Raw genomic sequence first — 17,177 nt, 5'->3', positions numbered from 1 at the left:
TTGCCCCCTTCAGAAACACATGCGCTAACAATCGCTCAGGGTTGAGTGGCTCTGTTTCTTGTGATATCATCCGTCCAGTTGGCAGGAAGATCAAGATTTCAGCTTGGAGAAGCTTCTACTGAATATTGGTATAAGGATGGCTCTGATTGAACAGTTCTCGACCCTACCCTTTCCTTTTAGTACGAATTCTTGCGCAGCCAAAGCGGTCCGCCACATAAGAAAACAAAATCCCTGCTGAATATCTGATCAAATCAACCCAGAGGAAACCTTTGCCGAGAATTAATCCTCCCAATAAAGTGGCACGCAGCTCACTAATCCATATTTCTTGGTAGAGCTGGCTAAATTCGATGCCAAAGCTGAAGCCGAAACTCAGCACTACTGAAATCCACCGTTGTTGCCGGGTAAGCAATACGCGAAAGGCAAAGTAAATCATCGCCGCCCACAGCGCATCTCCAAAATGTCTTGAGATAAACAGCGGCAGCTGGTCTGCAAATGCTCTGGAACCGAATCCGAGCACCATCATCATTAGCATAGCGAAGCTGTAAGCAAGTTTTGCTCTCATGTTGTCCCTTTCCGGATTCCCGTTCTATTCAAATATCGCATGCCCGTTACCGGAATCCTGCATAAAAATCTCCCGGGGATAAGGGATGGCAATTTCGGGCAGCTCCTGTTCCTTGAAAAATTTAAATTCTTCCGCCTCTCCGTCCATGCTTCTCGGCGTGCCTTTGACAATCGAGCATTCAAACACTGTTACCGAGTACTCGACCATGTCCCCATTACTGTACTGGTATGCATACTTCTCCCCGCCGAATACCCCAATGATCCGCCCGGGTGTCACCATCAGCCCCGTCTCTTCAAAAACCTCTCTGCGCAGCGCCCTGGATGGAGTTTCACCGGGTTCAATGGCTCCGGCAGGCAAGCCCCACAACTGCTCTTTTCCTTTACGAATAAAGAGAATCTCCTCGTCGTCATTTCTGATTACTGCCGCTACAGATGGTACCATCAGCAGCCCCGAGCCTGTCTTCTCACGCAAAGCACGGTAGTATTCCGAGATTGGCATGTTCATTTCCCCCTTTATGTAACCTTGCCAGACTAAGTCTACAGCTCATCCTTGCGGAAGGAAATAATGTTGATCTTCTCTTCCTTGGTAGACATCATGGATAATTGGCAGCATAATAGTTCTACTGTATTTCATGATCCCTTTCATAATTCCTCCTGTCAGGATGTAATTTGATCATCCTCTGTCTCTATATTTGACACCCCTGCCAGAGATTCCTTGTCTGAAAACACAAGAAAGAAACGGCTTGACCTACCCGATAGGGAAGATAGCCGTTCCTGAGAGAAACATGATTCAGTTGTTCATTTCTAACCTTCCCCTAACTCCAGCCCCTTCAGCCCCCGCCGCCGGACCCGGCAAGTCCAAAGTAAATCAGCAAGAAACAACAGGTCAGCCATCGGCAGCACCATTCCCCATAACGGTTCAATGACCGTGTACAATCCTTCCATCACTGGCTGGAGGAGGTATATGCATGCTGTAGCCAGCCCCCACCAGTATAAGGAGAATTTCAGGCAGACATGCCCGTGCAGCTGGTACGGCAGCTCCTTATAATCCCACCATTGCCTGTGAAAAGCAGCTTTCAGCAGCCACCCGCTTGCATACTCCACTGCTGAAGGAATGATCAGCGCAAGCACAAGTAATAGCGGAACCGGCAGCTGTAAATCCTTGGCGGCCAGCAGGAGCAGCGGAGCACAGCCGTACATCGGCTTAAAAGGCCCCTTCAGAAACCCCTCTTTACGAAAGGTTCCCAGACTATAGAGATTATACGATCCTTCCAGCACCCAGCCCATAAAGGAATAGACCATAAAGTAAAAGAAATATTCTCCCGCAACTGCAACAGCTGCATAGCTGTCCAGCGGTAGCACCGGTGTAATCACGATCTGTTCCGCCCCCTGCCTGTGAGGATTACCACACATATATTCGGGAGCTAGTATGCCATTCTGGAACTGTTGTTATGCAAAAAAACATAACCCTCGCGGGTTATGTCCAGAAACCAAAATATGACCCCGGCGCTCCGCCGGTTTATTCTTTAAGATTCTTAACATGCTGTTCCTTGAGCATTGGTGTCAGCGACTCGCCATCTGTCTGTCTTCTTAGTGTCTCCAGCTTCATATCGCTGCGTACACCAAAGTCCGAACCGTACTTTTTCTCAAGGTTGCCTGCCTGCGCTTCCCCGCGTTTCTGCCGATACCGGCCGTTCTCGTTCCGACTACGCATTTCATTTCCTCCCCGCAATTGAAATTGCTTGAGACCCTAGAAATCTGCGATGCTCTTACTTTACCCCTCCCTGATATTCCGTTTCATCCTGACGTACATTTTTGCCTTCTGCCTTGGCCTGTTCTAGCAGCTCAGCCGCATCATCCTGAGGCTTGTATCCGAGCAGTTCCTCCAGATACCCGATGGTATAATAGTTGTCAGTATTCGCAGAGGTCCCATACAGATTCAAATATTTCAGTTCCTCATCCGCCTCAATGCAGCATTCTACTAATTGCAGCAAATCGCGTTCAGAGATCCAGATATGTCCTGCCCGTTCCGAATGGGGGCGGTCGTCTCCGGGAAAGTTGCCGATCCTGATATTCAGCGAAGAGATTTTGCCTTGGTCTGAGTATAGGCGGCCGAGCAGCTCGATATAACATTTGCTTAACCCGTAAAAGCTGTCCGGCCGGTAAGGGTCACTTGGACCTGTTTTCTCATCGGTCTTGTAATATCCAGTCGCATGATTAGAGCTGGCGAATACAATGCGCCGCACACCGTTCTGTACAGCCGCCTCAAATAATTTGTAAGCACTCCCTACATTGCCTTGAAGCACCTTACCGAGGAAATCGTCATTATCCTTAATCCAGGCAAAATGGAGTACCGTATCAACACCCTTGGTAAGCTCTTCCAGCCGGTCTTCATCCGCGATATCCAACTGAACGATCCCTTGCTCTTCGTCCGCTTGAATATCCGCTCCTACAACATCATATCTGCCGCTTTCTTTCAGCCCCTTGAAGAGTGTATTGCCAATTCTTCCAGCCGCTCCTGTTAGCAAGAGTTTGCGTTTCATTAGTTTCAAGCCCCTTTCCAGCCTACTATCCTATGCATTATTAACCGCTGGAGAGGAAAAGATTACAATTGACTCAAATTTGCGGGCTCCGCGGCTGGGCCAGAACAGCATACGTGGTGTTTCCGGTTAGTTCCTAATACATCAATGCTTCAATCGTATTATTACCCATGGCTTCATACGTACCCCACTTGGGTTCATCGCTGGTATTCCAGAATTGCCCGTTGGCATAATTCTTTTTTAAGTTCAGATGATTATTCATACGGCTTGCGGCCGTATTCTTATAAGCCGGGTCAAGGGATGCAACCTCATGGTTTGCCCAGGCTGCCGCCCAGGCCATATCATCTTTATAATCCGTAAGCACAGTTTGCACCACCCGCGTCGCCCCAGCTCCCTTTACTGGCTGTGGAAATGGTAGCATTTAATACCGAGGTATTATTTGAATTGAAAACATCATTTCTGACTCCGCTCAAGTTTGTGCTTGATAATACGATGGCTATTTTACTCGCAGCCGGACTGTATCCAACCTGGTTAACCCTTATAAATATGCCGCTTGCATTTACTTGAACCGAATCAGATGAATTCATTTATTTGTACACGCCCTTTCAATCTCATATTTTCACGTGTGCCTTGGATCGTTGTACCCTCATTATGACTGGTCTTGAGCCCGCTTGCATAAATTCCTATACAATACAAAAAAGCAATCCCGTTCCCGGAAGTACCGGAAACGGGCATTGCTTTATGAGAAAATAAGAATTATTATGCTTCACAATAAATTATCCTTATCTTTTTCTCGTTTTGTATATTTGTTACTCCAGATACCCTTTAACCAAACCCAGCGGCAGCAGCTTCGGCTGCTCGCAGCTGGTGGACAGCTCCGCATAGCGCTTGGTATCGGAGCTTGTATGGAACGCATGCATCATTTCAAGCACATGATTGGCCAGCTCGCCGTTTGCACGCGGGGTATCTCCTGTCCCGATGCAGCGGGCCATATCCGCCACGCCAATACCTCTGCTGTTCCCGGCATAATTGTAGATCAGCGGAATCTCCTGAAACTCTGTGCTGTGAGCCGGACGCAGCAGGATCGGACCGCCGAAGGTGTTAGGGTCCGGTACGATCAATGTACCTTGCGATCCGTAGATTTCGATCCGCGGCAATGTGCTGTGCCAGACATCGAAGCTGGTAATCATCGTTGCCACGGCACCGCTGACGAACTCAATGGTTCCGGCAACATGTGTAGGTACTTCTACATCAACCATTTTGCCGAACTTCTTCTCACTGGTGATCGTCCGTGTGGGAAAAGAGGTTTTGGTGATGCCGCATACCGTTTTGGCCGGGCCAAGCAAAGATACCAGAGCCGTAAGATAATACGGTCCCATATCAAACATTGGGCCGCCTCCGGCCTGATAGTAGAATTCAGGGTCCGGATGCCAGCTCTCATGACCATGGCAGAGCATGAAGGCCGTTGCTGCTACCGGCTCTCCGATATAGCCGTCCGCAATCAGCTTGGCGCAGGTTTGCAGACCGCCTCCGAGGAAGGTGTCAGGCGCACAGCCGATGAACAAATTCTTTTCCTGTGCCAGACGGACAAGCTCTGTTCCATTCTCAAGCGTTAACGACAGCGGCTTCTCGACATACACATGCTTACCGGCTAATAAAGCTTGCTTGCACACATCGAAATGAAAATTAGGCGTGGTCAGATTAACGACAATCTCAATCTCATCCGAAGCAAGCAATTCCTCTGTCGTCCATACATGAGGAACTCCGTATTTCTCCGCTGCCTGCTGTGCCCGCCCCAGATCCAGATCAGAACAGGCATAGACCTCCGTGTTCACAAAAGTTCCGGTCAAATTCTCAAAATAAATGCCGCTGATATTCCCGCAGCCGACGATGCCCACCTTCACTTTACGCACAATGATTCTCCCCTTATTATCACGGTTTTAGTTGGCAGCCCACAAAAAGCCTTTACGCATCAGTTCCTTGGCTTCCGGAATATCAAAAACATCCGCATGATGTCCAAGTGAATTATAGAATACCTTGCCCTTGCCCCATTTCTTCGTGTATACCACTGGCATGGTGATGACACCGTTCGCCGAATGCTCCCCTTCGCTCAGCACAAAAGTAGTTGTAGCCAGTACGTCTACCGCTGGATCTACATGCAGATAATACTGTTCTGACTTCACCATGAAATCCGGGATGCCTTCCACAATCGGACTGGAGCCGGATCTCACAATATTCACTTCATAATCCACTCCATCGTTGAAGGGATGTGCCACCCACTGCGATCCGGTCAAAAATTGCCATTCTGTATTATTACGGAAGGAATCGCACATCCCGCCATGACAACCGGCAATGCCTACCCCGGAAGCCACAGCTGCAAGAACAGACGACACCTGTTCATTCGCGATTTCACCCATTGTCCACACCGGCACAATTAGACTTAATTCCTTAAGCGCCTCGGCGTTATTGAAGCTGTCCAGCGTATCCGATACCTCAACCTCAAACCCTTCGGCCTCCAGAATGCCGGCAAAAATCGCTGCAACCTCATTCGGTTCATGACCATCCCATCCGCCTTTTACAATCAATGCTTTCTTCGCCATATCAAGCTCTCCTTTTTGTCCTGGAATCAATTACCGTGTCTACCTGAAGAAATTGTAATCCAAAAGGGTACCGGCTGCTCGCCATTTTGCTTGAATGACTGGTCATTTTTTGCTAAGTTTATGTGTAAATAGCGGAAGATTGGAACAGGAGAAATTATGAGAGCTTTTCACGAGAACCGAACGTATGGATCAGCTTTTCCCTTCACTGCATTTGTGAGTGCAAATATAGATTTTCTGGCCCACTGGCATAATGATCTGGAGATTATCTATGTACTGGAGGGTTCGATCCGGATGGGGATCAACTCGGAAACACGGGTACTTCTGGCAGGAGATCTGGCCGTTTGCAGCAGCGGAGATATTCACTACTATGACAGCAAGGACAACGAATCGAAGCTTATCTTTGTTATATTTAACCCTTCCCTGATCGGGTTTCCTGCAGGCTGGCCCCTGAATATGCGGCTCACTTCCCCTTTTAGGGAGAACCGTCCAGCCACACCGGAAGATGAGGTCATTAACAGCCGCCTGTCCACGATCATGCAGGAACTGCTGCAGGAACATGTTCAGAAGCTTCCGCATCATGAACAGCTTATGATCGGTTTGCTGCACGAGCTGTGCGCATTGATTCTACGGAATATGCCTCTGGACATAGTCAATCCTCATAAGGATAAGCGGCGCATTACGAATATGAAGATCATGCAGGAGGTCCTCGAATACCTCGACGTCAATTACATGCATCCCATCACACTTGCCGACGCAGCACGTCACGCCAACATGAGCCTGTTCTATTTCTCACGTTTCTTCAAAAGCATCTCGGGCATGAGTTACATCGCGTACCTCAATAGTATCCGGGTCAATCAGGCAGAACGGCTGCTGCTGAGCACGGACAAAAGCATTCTGGATATCGCGCTGGTATGCGGTTTCTCCAATATCCGTACCTTCAACCGTGTATTTAAACAGGTCAAGCTGCGGACACCGAGCGAACTGCGTTAGCGCTGCGTTGCATCGCTATCTTCATGTTTTCAAGTTCAATCCAAATAATAATGTCTTGCTTCTTCGCAGAATAGTAACTACAATACACTTGTTAAAACTCTTTTAAAAAATAGCATGATAATCAATATTCCAAAGGAGGGTTCCTAGATGTCACAACCATCCCACAATACACAGCTGGTGAAGAAAATAAATGTTGAATTGGTTAAAAGCATGCTGCGCACGTCCGGCACAGGCACGAAAGCATCCATTGCAGAGCAGACCAGATTGAGCGTGGCCACATGCGGCACGATCTTGAATGAACTGGTCCGTACCGGTGAAATCCTGGAACTTGGATGGGAGGAATCAAGTGGCGGCAGACCGGCGAGAAAGTATCAGTTCAACGCGGATTATTCCTTCATGATCTGTATGATCGTGCGTTCCGAGGGCGATGTGCAATCCGTTAGTTATGCGCTGGCGAATCTGAACGGTGAAGTCATAGAGCAAACAGATAAGGTGCTCAACCAGATTAACGTGGCTACCCTCACGGACTGGCTCGATCAGATCATCGAAGCTCACCCTAATGTGCAGGCGATTGGCATCGGCATCCCCGGGGTGGTCCAGCTGGACCGGATTGGAATCTGTGATGTGCCGGAGCTGGCCGGCCAACCGCTCGGCATACTGCTCAAGGAACGCTACGAAGAGGTCGAGATCATCATCGAGAATGATATGAATCTGACCGTTTACGGACTGTACCAGAAGCTGTTTCCGGACGAGGAGAACCCCTTTGCTGTAATGACTTTTCCGAAGAACCATTATCCGGGGGCCGGCTTCATGGTGAACGGGCGTCTGCTTAACGGAAGCAGCTTCTTTAGCGGCGAGGTGTCCTATCTTCCTTACGGCATCTCCAGAGAGGAGCAACTTACACTGGTTCAAGGCGCCGGAGACCTCAGCCCGCTGGCTGTCCACGCCCTGGTATCCATTATCACCATTATTAATCCTGCTACGATTGTGCTCACCGGAGATAATATGTCGCCAGTGATGCTGGACGCACTGCGCAGCGGCTGTCTGAAGATTATTCCGCCGGAACATATGCCTGTGCTGATCATCCAGAACAATACCCGGCAGGAATACATGACAGGACTCATTACAGCAACTATGGAAAGCCTGACCTACCGGTTCCAATTGGTTGAACGGAAATAAAGAACGCATAAATCTGACAATTCAGGAGGCCGTCAACTGTGAAGGCTCAAGCAAGCAATTCTGCAAGCAAACGGAACTACATCTATATCATGCAACTGGTGACTATCTTTCTAGGTTTCATCGTATTTGGAATCTCTGAGAATATTAAGGGTCCTGCGATTCCGCGGATCCAACTCGATTTCAACCTCGATGAGCAGCAGCTCGGCACACTGCTCTCTCTGAATGCGCTGGGGTATCTGATCGCTTGTTCGTTCACTGCTATTCTCGTTCGTAAATGGGGGATCAAGGCGGTCAGCATTATTGCCTTCGCTTCTATGGTTATCTCGGGTGTGCTGATCTTCCTGTCACATACATATCCGTTATTTGCCTCCTCCTACTTCCTGATGTACATCGGGAACGGGATGCTGGAAATTGGTCTAGCAATTCTGGGAGCACGTATTTTTGTGAAAAACACGGGGATGATGATGAATTTATCCCACTTCTTCTATGGACTAAGCTCCACCGTAGCCCCGCTGCTTGCTACAGGGGTAATGTCGCTGAGTGTGTTTGGACATCTGCTGGACTGGCGGGGAATGTATCTGGTCATGTTAGCGCTCTGCTTACTGCCGATTCTGTCTGCGCTGCGCAGCACCTTTCCCGGTGATGATATGCCGCATGAAGACCGCACCCCCTTCAAGACCCTGATGCGTGATCCGGCGCTCTGGATGATGGTCATGATTCTATCGTTCGGCGTCGTTTCCGAGCTTGCGGTGGGCGGCTGGCTGGTTAACTTTCTGGAAAAAGCTTATGCCTGGGATACCGTCAAGGCCTCCGGCCTGCTCTCATCCTTCTTCCTCCTCTTCTCCCTGGGAAGATTGCTGATCGGCCCGCTGACGGACAAAATCGGCTTTGTGCTCTCCCTGATTATCTTCTCACTGTTCTCGGCACTTTGTACCTTTGTAGCCCTGGCCGGCGGGGAAAGCCTCGCCTTCCTGTTCGCCTTGTCCGGAGCAGGAATCGCCATCATCTATCCTACTGTTATGGCCTTTATTGCGCGCCGCTACCCCAATGGAAGCGACACCGCCATTACCTTCGTTGTCACCCTGATGGGACTCGGAAGTGTCATAGGCAATTATCTGATCGGCTGGGTTATTGAAATCGTCAAAGCCATGTATGGCAGTACAACAGAGCTTGGTCTGCTGCGCGGCCTGCAGGCAGGATATGGCTTCATCGGATTATGCGCTGCAATCTGCTCGGTGTCAGGAATTGTGCTGTATCTGTATCTGAAGCGGAGACAGGAATTGATCTGAGGCATTCCACACATAACAAGGATAGCTTGTGCCCGTATTGGGCCAGCTGTCCTTATTTTGCGTCCGCGTAACAGATACGGCAGTCAAAATAACATAAGAAAGCTAAAAAAAGTGCAAAAAGACCGGATTCCGGTTCAAGACTCTTCTCCGGCAAATATAATCCCTCAAAATATCGCAAAACATGATGCAGAAAAACGGTTCCGCTTTTATTTTATAATGGACGTGTAGCGCTACAAAAGTAAGCGGTTTCATCGGGCAACCCTTAACCTTAAGGAGGCGCGTCCAGCCGGAAGCATTAAAATTGAGCAGAGAAGGAGATTACGATGAAGAAAAAAAGTTTATTGATCTTACCCTTTGTGATAATACTTTCATTAATGCTGGCAGGCATCTCTAGTGCAGATGTAACCTCTAACTATGTTAACCCGCTTATGGGAGGTGCTGATCCTACAATTGCCAGGGCTGCGGACGGTTATTACTATTCAGCTTTTTCTGGCGATAATAATATCACATTAAAAAGACATGAAACCATTCTCGGCGTATCCACTGCAAAAAGCAAAATCGTTTGGAAGAAACCGAGTAATTTTGGGTTTGTGTGGGGTCCATATATATATAGACTGGAAGGAAAATGGTATCTTTATTTCTCTTCAGGTCCAGAGAAAAGCTTTGGATATGGACATCCAAGTTCCTACGTCCTGGAGAACTCCTCTCCCGATCCTTTTGAAGGAACCTGGGAGCTCAAGGGAGAATCCGCTAATGCAGACAGCGATGGTCAGATTACCACCAAGAAGGGACTTCTGAATACGCAAGGCTATGGTTTGGCATGCGGCGTTGTATCCATTAAAGGGGAAAGCTACTTCACCTATACAAAATACTACTATTTCCCTGACCCTAATGATCCTGCAAAAACCAAATTTGACGAGAGTCCAACGATTGTCAAAATGAAGAACCCGTGGACATTGGAAGGCGAAGAAGGTACAGTGGCAATGCCGCAATATGACTGGGAAAAGCATCACGACAGTATAAATGAGGGCGCTGCAGTAGTTGAACGAAACGGCAAGATCTATTTCGCCTATTCCGCAAGCAGCTTTATGAATGATAACTATTCTGTCGGCGTATCCGTAGCTGATGCAACATCTGATGTTATGAAAGCCGAATCCTGGAAGAAACATCCTGAACCTGTCATGAAACGATCGGATGAAAACAGTTCTTATGGACCGGGATCGCCTTTGTTCCTTAAGTCCGAGGACGGTACAGAGGATTGGATCATGTACCATGGCATACCGACCCATGGACAAGGCGGCGGAAACAGAGGAATAAGAGCTCAACGTATAAATTGGAATGATAATGATTTCATAAATCCCGGAATTCCTTCAAATCCCGGCACCGTTCTGGGCAGACCCTCAGGAGAGGAAAAAAGCGAAATTTATGAAGCTGAGGATGCAAGGTTGTCAGGAGTTTCAAAAGTAGTTGGAAAAAGTGCTTTTGCTTCGAGCAGCGTATATGAAAAATTCAATAACAGCAGTGACAATGACTATGTGGAGTTTACCGTAAACACGAACGCTACAGGAACCTACTCCCTGGATTTCAGATACAATAATAATACGGCGAATGCTGTTACCATGAAATTAGGCGTCAACCAAGAGGCTGCCCGGGATCTTTCCTTTGCCTCTAATGCAGGATTTGCGGCAAACTTCGATATTAAATCAGTATATAACATTAAGCTTAACGCCGGAAGCAACACGATCCGTCTTTCCGGCAAGAGTCCTTTGGCTCTGGATGCCATGATTATAAAAAGAAACACCCTGTATGAGGCAGAAAATGCCGTGCTGTCCGGAAATGCAAAGGTAGATTCAGATCATCCGGGGTACAGCGGAACCGGTTTTGCCGGAGGATTGTGGATTTCCAACTCTGCAGTCACCTTCAAGGTAAATGCCGCTGCTGCAGGCAGCTATTCGGTTAAACTGGGCTACAGCTTAGGGTTTAATGATGACAGAACTCTGAGTATGTATGTAAACGGGCAAAAAATTAAGCAGGTAGATTTCTTTAGTTTAAAAAGCTGGAACAACTGGGCCGGCCGTTATGACAATGTTTTCCTGAAAGAAGGGGAAAATACGATCATGTATAAATATGACGCTGGCGACACCGGCAATGTCAATCTTGACTATATAACAGTAACCGAAGCAGCTACCTGGCATTATGGAGCCGAAGATGCAAAAATTACAGGCCCGAATGACGCTGCAGTCGTTTACGCAAAAGACGGCAATATGGGGACCGGTTATGTAACCGGGCTATCCAGAGCGAACTCATCCGTGGAGTTTTCTGTAAATGTTGAAAATGCGGCGTCTTATGATGTGAAGCTGAGATATGCAAAAGAAGCTGCAGGTACAACCTTAGGCCTGTATTTGAATGGCACTAAGATTAAACACATCACCCTCCCGGTCACCGGCGGACTTACTGTCTGGAAGGAGCAGCTTGAGACTTTAAGCCTGAAAGAGGGGAAAAACACGATCACGTATAAAAATGAAGCGGACAATTCAGGCATAATAAATATTGACAGTATTCATCTTAACAAACGTACTCCCTGGAGGTATCAGGCAGAAGAAGCAGCCAGATCAGGCAGCCTGAAGATTGCCAAAGATCATTTATGGTATGAAGGCAACGGATTTGCAGGCGGATTTGAGCAAACAGGTGATGCGGTCAAGTTTGAAGTAAATGTCCCCAATACGGCTGCCTATTCGTCAACATTGCGATATTCCGGCGCTCAGAGTTCCAATATAACAATGACGATGTATGTTAACGGACAGAGAATTAAACAAGTATCCTTACCTCCGACAGCGAACTGGGATACGTGGACTAACAGAACAGAGTCAGTGAATTTAAGCGCCGGAAAAAATACAATTGAATTTATCCGTGAAGAAGGAGATACCGGAAGATTCAATATCGACAGTCTCACCATTGATAAAAGCAGCGGCGGATTTATGAGTTCGACTGCCAAGAAAATCATTCCTGAAAAAATGGTTAAAATCCAGCCAAAGCACAGCGGAAAAGCGTTGGATGTGGACAGAGTTTCCAGTAATCCGCTAGCGGTGATTAACCAGTGGGCCAATGGCGACGGAAATAATCAGCTGTGGAGATTTTTGGATCTCGGTACAGGATATTACCAAATTCAGTCAGTTCAAAGCGGTCATGTTCTCGACATTCTTCCCGGTTCAGCCATACAGCAGCTCTGTCAGAATACAAAAGCTTCCGGATCCATACCGGATACTCAGCAGTGGAAGCTGGAAAACAGCGGTGACTACTATAAAATAGTTAACAAAAGTAATAATAAAGTAATCACTGTAGAAGGAGCATCCAAAAGTGACGGTGCAGCAGTAAGGTTAGCTGATGACCAGGCCAAGGATAATCAACGCATGAAAATTGAAATTCGCAACCTCAGCAATAGTGAGATCAGCGCATTGACCGGACTACAGGCATCTGACACCGCCGTAAGCGAAGCTGATCCGGAACTGAGTCCCGAAGGTGCAACTTATGATCTGCGTGCACCCGGTGATGTAAGCACCGGTATCACATGGAATATTGCAAGCTCTGTGACCGGAGTGGTATACAATGAAAATCCGGTTACCCCGGATGGCTACTTCATCACCGGAGATGTTTTGACCCTCCGCAGCGATTATCTGACTGCACTTGGACTTGAAAGCGGCAACCAGACGGAATTTATAATTTCCTTTGATAAAGGGAATCCGTTCAAGTTCACCGTCAACATTGTTGACAGCTCCGCACCGGTCACACAGCATCCCAGTCCACTAACTGCAAAAGCAACCTTTGAGGATAACCCTGCTGAAAACTAAAAGTTAAATAACCAGTCACCGGAACTCCGCCGGTGACTGGTTTATTTCGTTTCATTTGAACCTAGATGGAGTCTGTGCTCCTGACATGATTCACTTTGCCGCACTTCGGATCAAGCCCGTAAGGGTTGTAATCTCCTGCGGATCACGAGTCGCCCCCAAGATGATCCAGCCGGTACACTGGCCGCGGGGCCCGATATAGACAATTTCACCGTCTATCGTTTTTTGCTTCAAGGAATTGGGTCTGGTTTTACAAGGCTCTAGAGCATACATGCTGTCCCCGATCGCCCGTTTGGCAACTAGTGAACGGGGATAACATTGCAGAGAACGAATCACATAAGCCGCGGCATCTTGTCCTGTGTTCACCAGCATTTCGGCCGTCAACTCCAGGCCCCCGCCTGCGGCACCACAATAATCGCGGACCTGCGGCAGAACGGCCAGCCCTTCCACGGGTTCAGGAACATATTGATAACAGCGGATCGGGTCCAGCCTGGTTCTCGAATCGTAAATGGCAAAAGGATCCTTCTCAGGCGGAGCAGAATCGCGGAGCAGCATTTTGGAGGACGAGACCGGCAGAACATAACTTCCGCCTCCCGATATAAAAGCCCCTGCCAGCTGGATATGATATCCGTCATCAACCGGTTGGGCGGTATCCGTTAAATTCCGCACCGTATCCTCCCGGAACAGCGCAGCTGCCCTGTAATTTGTTACGATCCGGATTGTTTTTTCATACACAGGCGATGCTCCATATCCTCTCACGGGAACGTTGCCCTCCAGACAGATTTGCCGCTCATCCCAGATCAGCCGTACCGATTCCGGCAACGCCGGGGAATAAGACCCGGTCCCATGGACGGTTCTTACCTGATCCGGGGTGCCGAAGATTTCAGGCCCTATAGCAGCCACGGCCGCATAGAAGCCTGAATCCCAGCCCGAATGCTCATTGTCGGACAGATCCACGTGCTCCGGATGCAGCAGATGCCGCTCATCACGCTCCCAGCTGATCTTCTCAGAATCCAGCCTGATTTCCCCAATGTCCATCCCCCGTTCCAGAATCACTGTAAAGACAAGTCTGCCATTGGATATAGTCAGCAGATTAAGCTGTGAGCCAAAGCAATCTGTAACAAGCGTAAGGGTGACAAATCCGCCTTCCGGCAGCGCCTGCGGAATACCCGGCTGCATCCGTGTCAGCGTCAATACGGTTATCCGCTCATTGTCCATTCGGGCCGTCTCCCCATCCGGTGGAACCGGTTATCCCCATATGGCTCATCAGAAACACGGGTTCAAGCTGTTCAAAGCTGGTGATGGTAAGATGAGCGCGGGTAAGCAGCCGCCCGTCTCCGATGCCGACAACGCGCATGCCCGCCCGGATTGCACCTTCTACACCGGCTGCCGCATCTTCAAAGACAAAACAGGCGGCCGGGGCTACACTGATCAGCCGGGCGGCCTGCAGGAATACCTCCGGATCCGGCTTCGCCCTGACAATGCTGTTCCCGTCCACCACCACGTCAAACAGTGGCCTGATGTTCACTTGGTCCAAAATAAAAGGAGCGTTTTTGCTTGCCGATGCAATCCCTGTTTTGATTCCGCATGAGCGCAAATGGCCAAGAAAGTTCGCGGACACCGGGCAATACATCAGCGGGCGTAAGCGTTGCCAGGAACTCCTTGTACCACTCATTTTCCGGGAAGCCAGCGCCTCCTTCCGCTCCGGCGTTACCTCCGTTATCCCGCCGGCCAGAAGCAGAAGTTCAAGCGACTCCATGCGGCTGACGCCCTTCAGCTGCTCATTCTCTCTTTCGCTGAAAGCGAACCCTAACTCCCCGGCAAGACGCTTCCAGGCATTGTAGTGAAATTTTGCGGTATCGACAATGACCCCATCTAAATCAAAGATGGCTGCCTCAAATGGTTTTGCTCGCAATAGCTTCCTCCCTCCCGTCCAGCTTATGCACTTCATAAGCACCTGGATTAACCGTTACCCGGTAGCGCTCCCCTCGCCAAACGATCTGGAAGCTCAGCTCCTCCCAGCCCTCAGGCAGCCGGGGTTGCAGGTGAAGGGTCTCGCTCCACATCGCACTCGTCAAACCGGCAAAGCCGTAAACGATGAGCTGCCACAGGCCCCCGCAATTGGCGATGTGAATCCCCTCAGCAGCACCCTTTTTCTCCAAGGAGAGATCGATAGCCATCACCTGCTGCAGAAAATCTCCCGCTTCCTCCTTTTGATTCAGCCAGGATGCCACAATGCCGTGAACCGCCGCTGACAAGGAGGAATCATGGGTCGTGATCGGCTCATAATACGCATAGGACGCTTTCATCTGCTCCCGGGAGAATTCCTGTGGAAACAGCAGCATTAATTCCAGAACATCCGCCTGCTTTAACGCCTTGGAGCGATAATTGCGCTCCTGGGAAATAAAATGGCCAAAGGGCCTGGACCTGTCGGTCCAGAGACTTGCAAAATCCACATCTGCATAGGAGCCGAAATCGTCGGATTGCGGAACAATCTCCGTCAGGCTGTCATAAGGCAGCCTCAGCTTCTCCGCCGTGTGCCGGAAAAGCTCCCGTTCAACGGGACGAATATCCAGCAGCTCTGCCGCTGCCGCATAGCTGTCCGGCTTACTGCCTTGCAGGCTGTCCAGACAAGCAACGGTCTGCTCCAGGCAGAATTTGACCATGCGGTTGGTGAAGGCATTGTTGCGGGTAAAGGGCAGATATTCGTCCGGCCCCATAACAGCGAGCAGCTCGCAAGCCCCCTCCCGGTTCCAATCCACCCGGTCACACCAATAACGGGCCGTCTCAACCAGAATATCAATGCCATAGCGCTCCAGAAATTCATTATCTCCTGTAGCTCTCACGTAGTGGAATAACGCATAGACTATATCCGCTGTTATATGTATTTCGTGATCAGCGTACTGCCAGTTGGCACATTGCTCTTCCCCGCTTAGCGAGGACTCCCAGGCATACCGCGCTCCCCGGTATCCATATTTCCGTGCATTGCATCTGGCTCCTTCGAGCGTATTGTAGCGGAACAGAAGCAGATTGCGGGCAGCCTGCGGGTTGGTGTGCAGGTAGAAGGGCAGCAGGTTGATCTCTGTATCCCAGAAATACCTGCCGAAATAGGCCTCGCCGGCATAACCTTTGGCACAGATCGCCACCCGTGCATCCTGTTCCGCATTGGAGCGGATCAGATGATACAGAGAAGCGCGGACGCTTACTTGTGCCAGATCATCACCCTTAATGCGGATATCAGCTGCCTGCCACTTGCTCTTCCAGCTGTCAGCATGCCGGTTATACAGCTGGTCACAGCCTAAATCGCGTGCGCGGCTGAGCTGCGTTAGCGCCCTGCTGCGGGCTGTTCCCTCCTCCATATCCCGGTCCGTCGTTACCGCAGTCAGCTTGCTTACAGTCAGCCGGTCACCGGTCTGCAAGCTGCATTCCCCGCGGAGCGCAGCCATCACCCGGGTATGTTCTGCCTGCCAGTTCACCGCTTCAGAGGTTTCCAGCGCGGACAGCATGAAGATTTGATTGCCCTCCTCCGTCAGGGTTTCGAGTGACAGGCTGCCCTCTGATTCCGCCGAGGGAACTATCCGGGCAAAATGATTCATTCCATTGGTGCGCACATCAGCCCGGAGGGTGGCTTTCACCTCCAGCCTGCCTTCGCCTGACAGCACCTCAAGCTGTACCCGCTGGACGCAAAGATGGGGATCCGCCATGCTGATGTACCGGTTAAAGGTACAATGAAGCTGCATGCCCTCTGCCGTTTCCCATATAAATGAACGATGAAGGCTTCCATCCCGCAGATCCAGCCAACGTCTGTAACCGCTGATCCGGCAGCGGTCCATATTCAGACACTCGCCTGCCGACCGAAATTCAAGCCCCAGATAATAAGGGAGATTGACAATCTCCTCCTTCAGCAGCGGATGCCGGCCGACAATGCCCGGAATGAAGGTTCCCTGCTTGGACTTGGGATGCCGCGGCTTCTCAAGCGTGACGTTATCGGGAAAGCGCAGATAATCCTCATCCTGGGGCGCATCGCTGCATCCCTCCTCAAAACTTCCACGGACATGCATGTAGCCGTTCCCCTGGGTAAAGAGCCCCTCATAATGCTTATGCAGTCCGGCCTGATACCCGTTTTCTTTCAGGCACCACAGGTTTTCCTCATTCATCTGCAACCCCTCAGTT

Annotated in this window: 15 protein-coding genes; 4 read left to right on the top strand and 11 right to left on the bottom strand. The window is 49.6% G+C overall.

From position 1 onward, the window contains the following. Positions 1-163: 163 nt before the first annotated feature. From NST07_RS12980 to NST07_RS12945, 8 genes are all read right to left on the bottom strand, one after another. Positions 164-562 (bottom strand): DUF2809 domain-containing protein, encoded by a 399-nt coding sequence (locus NST07_RS12980; RefSeq protein WP_342481705.1) that lies wholly within the window; start codon positions 560-562, stop codon positions 164-166. Between the two features lie 24 nt (positions 563-586). Further along, positions 587-1,060, bottom strand: a complete 474-nt coding sequence (locus NST07_RS12975; RefSeq protein ID WP_341092227.1) for an NUDIX domain-containing protein — start codon at positions 1,058-1,060, stop codon at positions 587-589. A gap of 305 nt (positions 1,061-1,365) precedes the next feature. Then, a complete protein-coding gene (locus NST07_RS12970) occupies positions 1,366-1,935 on the bottom strand; it encodes a putative ABC transporter permease (RefSeq protein ID WP_342481704.1) in 570 nt (189 codons plus the stop codon). A 145-nt stretch (positions 1,936-2,080) separates the two neighbouring features. Next, positions 2,081-2,275, bottom strand: coding sequence for a hypothetical protein (locus tag NST07_RS12965; protein ID WP_038590093.1), 195 nt, complete (start codon positions 2,273-2,275; stop codon positions 2,081-2,083). 55 nt (positions 2,276-2,330) lie between these two features. Continuing rightward, complete coding sequence (locus tag NST07_RS12960) at positions 2,331-3,104, bottom strand: NAD(P)-dependent oxidoreductase (protein ID WP_341092222.1); 774 nt, start codon at positions 3,102-3,104, stop codon at positions 2,331-2,333. Positions 3,105-3,237: 133 nt separating this feature from the next. Next, positions 3,238-3,522, bottom strand: coding sequence for a hypothetical protein (locus tag NST07_RS12955; protein ID WP_341092220.1), 285 nt, complete (start codon positions 3,520-3,522; stop codon positions 3,238-3,240). Positions 3,523-3,910: 388 nt separating this feature from the next. Then, complete coding sequence (locus NST07_RS12950; protein ID WP_341092219.1) at positions 3,911-5,014, bottom strand: Gfo/Idh/MocA family oxidoreductase; 1,104 nt, start codon at positions 5,012-5,014, stop codon at positions 3,911-3,913. 27 nt (positions 5,015-5,041) lie between these two features. Then, positions 5,042-5,701 carry a ThuA domain-containing protein gene (locus tag NST07_RS12945; protein ID WP_341092217.1) on the bottom strand — a complete coding sequence of 220 codons (660 nt, stop codon included), beginning with the start codon at positions 5,699-5,701 and terminating at the stop codon, positions 5,042-5,044. Between the two features lie 213 nt (positions 5,702-5,914). On the opposite strand from NST07_RS12945, the gene NST07_RS12940 reads away from it, so the two are divergent. The 4 genes from NST07_RS12940 (at position 5,915) to NST07_RS12925 (ending at position 13,007) form a co-directional block, all read left to right on the top strand. After that, positions 5,915-6,691 carry an AraC family transcriptional regulator gene (locus NST07_RS12940; RefSeq protein WP_341092216.1) on the top strand — a complete coding sequence of 259 codons (777 nt, stop codon included), beginning with the start codon at positions 5,915-5,917 and terminating at the stop codon, positions 6,689-6,691. Between the two features lie 147 nt (positions 6,692-6,838). Then, positions 6,839-7,870: an ROK family protein gene (locus tag NST07_RS12935; RefSeq protein WP_341092214.1), complete on the top strand. Its 1,032-nt coding sequence runs from the start codon at positions 6,839-6,841 to the stop codon at positions 7,868-7,870. 89 nt (positions 7,871-7,959) lie between these two features. Continuing rightward, a complete protein-coding gene (locus NST07_RS12930; RefSeq protein WP_341097638.1) occupies positions 7,960-9,159 on the top strand; it encodes an MFS transporter in 1,200 nt (399 codons plus the stop codon). 323 nt (positions 9,160-9,482) lie between these two features. Continuing rightward, positions 9,483-13,007, top strand: a complete 3,525-nt coding sequence (locus NST07_RS12925; protein WP_341092212.1) for a CBM35 domain-containing protein — start codon at positions 9,483-9,485, stop codon at positions 13,005-13,007. 90 nt (positions 13,008-13,097) lie between these two features. Here the strand turns inward: NST07_RS12925 and NST07_RS12920 are convergent, their stop codons facing one another. The 3 genes from NST07_RS12920 to NST07_RS12910 are packed head-to-tail and all read right to left on the bottom strand — an operon-like array spanning position 13,098 to position 17,161. After that, positions 13,098-14,222 carry a DUF4432 family protein gene (locus tag NST07_RS12920; RefSeq protein ID WP_341092210.1) on the bottom strand — a complete coding sequence of 375 codons (1,125 nt, stop codon included), beginning with the start codon at positions 14,220-14,222 and terminating at the stop codon, positions 13,098-13,100. After that, the gene (pgmB, locus tag NST07_RS12915; RefSeq protein ID WP_342481703.1) at positions 14,212-14,919 is read right to left on the bottom strand and encodes a beta-phosphoglucomutase; all 708 of its coding nucleotides are present in this window, start codon (positions 14,917-14,919) and stop codon (positions 14,212-14,214) included. The genes NST07_RS12920 and pgmB overlap by 11 nt, the downstream gene beginning before the upstream one ends. Next, positions 14,900-17,161, bottom strand: coding sequence for a glycosyl hydrolase family 65 protein (locus tag NST07_RS12910; protein WP_342481702.1), 2,262 nt, complete (start codon positions 17,159-17,161; stop codon positions 14,900-14,902). Before NST07_RS12910 ends, pgmB begins: the two co-directional genes overlap by 20 nt. Positions 17,162-17,177 lie beyond the last annotated feature (16 nt).

Origin of the sequence: Paenibacillus sp. FSL L8-0340 (assembly GCF_038593145.1) — a bacterium.
Classification (GTDB): Bacteria; Bacillota; Bacilli; order Paenibacillales; family Paenibacillaceae; genus Paenibacillus_AQ.
Note: the sequence above shows the minus strand (reverse complement) of the source record. Positions and strands in the feature narration are given on the sequence as shown.

What these genes read in the sequence shown, in the direction of transcription:
- NST07_RS12980 (WP_342481705.1), bottom strand. Translation starts at nt 562, where the DNA reads ATGAGAGCAAAACTTGCTTACAGCTTCGCTATGCTAATGATGATGGTG.
- NST07_RS12975 (WP_341092227.1), bottom strand. Translation starts at nt 1,060, where the DNA reads ATGCCAATCTCGGAATACTACCGTGCTTTGCGTGAGAAGACAGGCTCG.
- NST07_RS12965 (WP_038590093.1), bottom strand. Translation starts at nt 2,275, where the DNA reads ATGCGTAGTCGGAACGAGAACGGCCGGTATCGGCAGAAACGCGGGGAA.
- NST07_RS12960 (WP_341092222.1), bottom strand. Translation starts at nt 3,104, where the DNA reads ATGAAACGCAAACTCTTGCTAACAGGAGCGGCTGGAAGAATTGGCAAT.
- NST07_RS12955 (WP_341092220.1), bottom strand. Translation starts at nt 3,522, where the DNA reads ATGCTACCATTTCCACAGCCAGTAAAGGGAGCTGGGGCGACGCGGGTG.
- NST07_RS12945 (WP_341092217.1), bottom strand. Translation starts at nt 5,701, where the DNA reads ATGGCGAAGAAAGCATTGATTGTAAAAGGCGGATGGGATGGTCATGAA.
- NST07_RS12935 (WP_341092214.1), top strand. Translation starts at nt 6,839, where the DNA reads ATGTCACAACCATCCCACAATACACAGCTGGTGAAGAAAATAAATGTT.
- NST07_RS12930 (WP_341097638.1), top strand. Translation starts at nt 7,960, where the DNA reads ATGCAACTGGTGACTATCTTTCTAGGTTTCATCGTATTTGGAATCTCT.
- NST07_RS12925 (WP_341092212.1), top strand. Translation starts at nt 9,483, where the DNA reads ATGAAGAAAAAAAGTTTATTGATCTTACCCTTTGTGATAATACTTTCA.
- NST07_RS12920 (WP_341092210.1), bottom strand. Translation starts at nt 14,222, where the DNA reads ATGGACAATGAGCGGATAACCGTATTGACGCTGACACGGATGCAGCCG.
- NST07_RS12910 (WP_342481702.1), bottom strand. Translation starts at nt 17,161, where the DNA reads ATGAATGAGGAAAACCTGTGGTGCCTGAAAGAAAACGGGTATCAGGCC.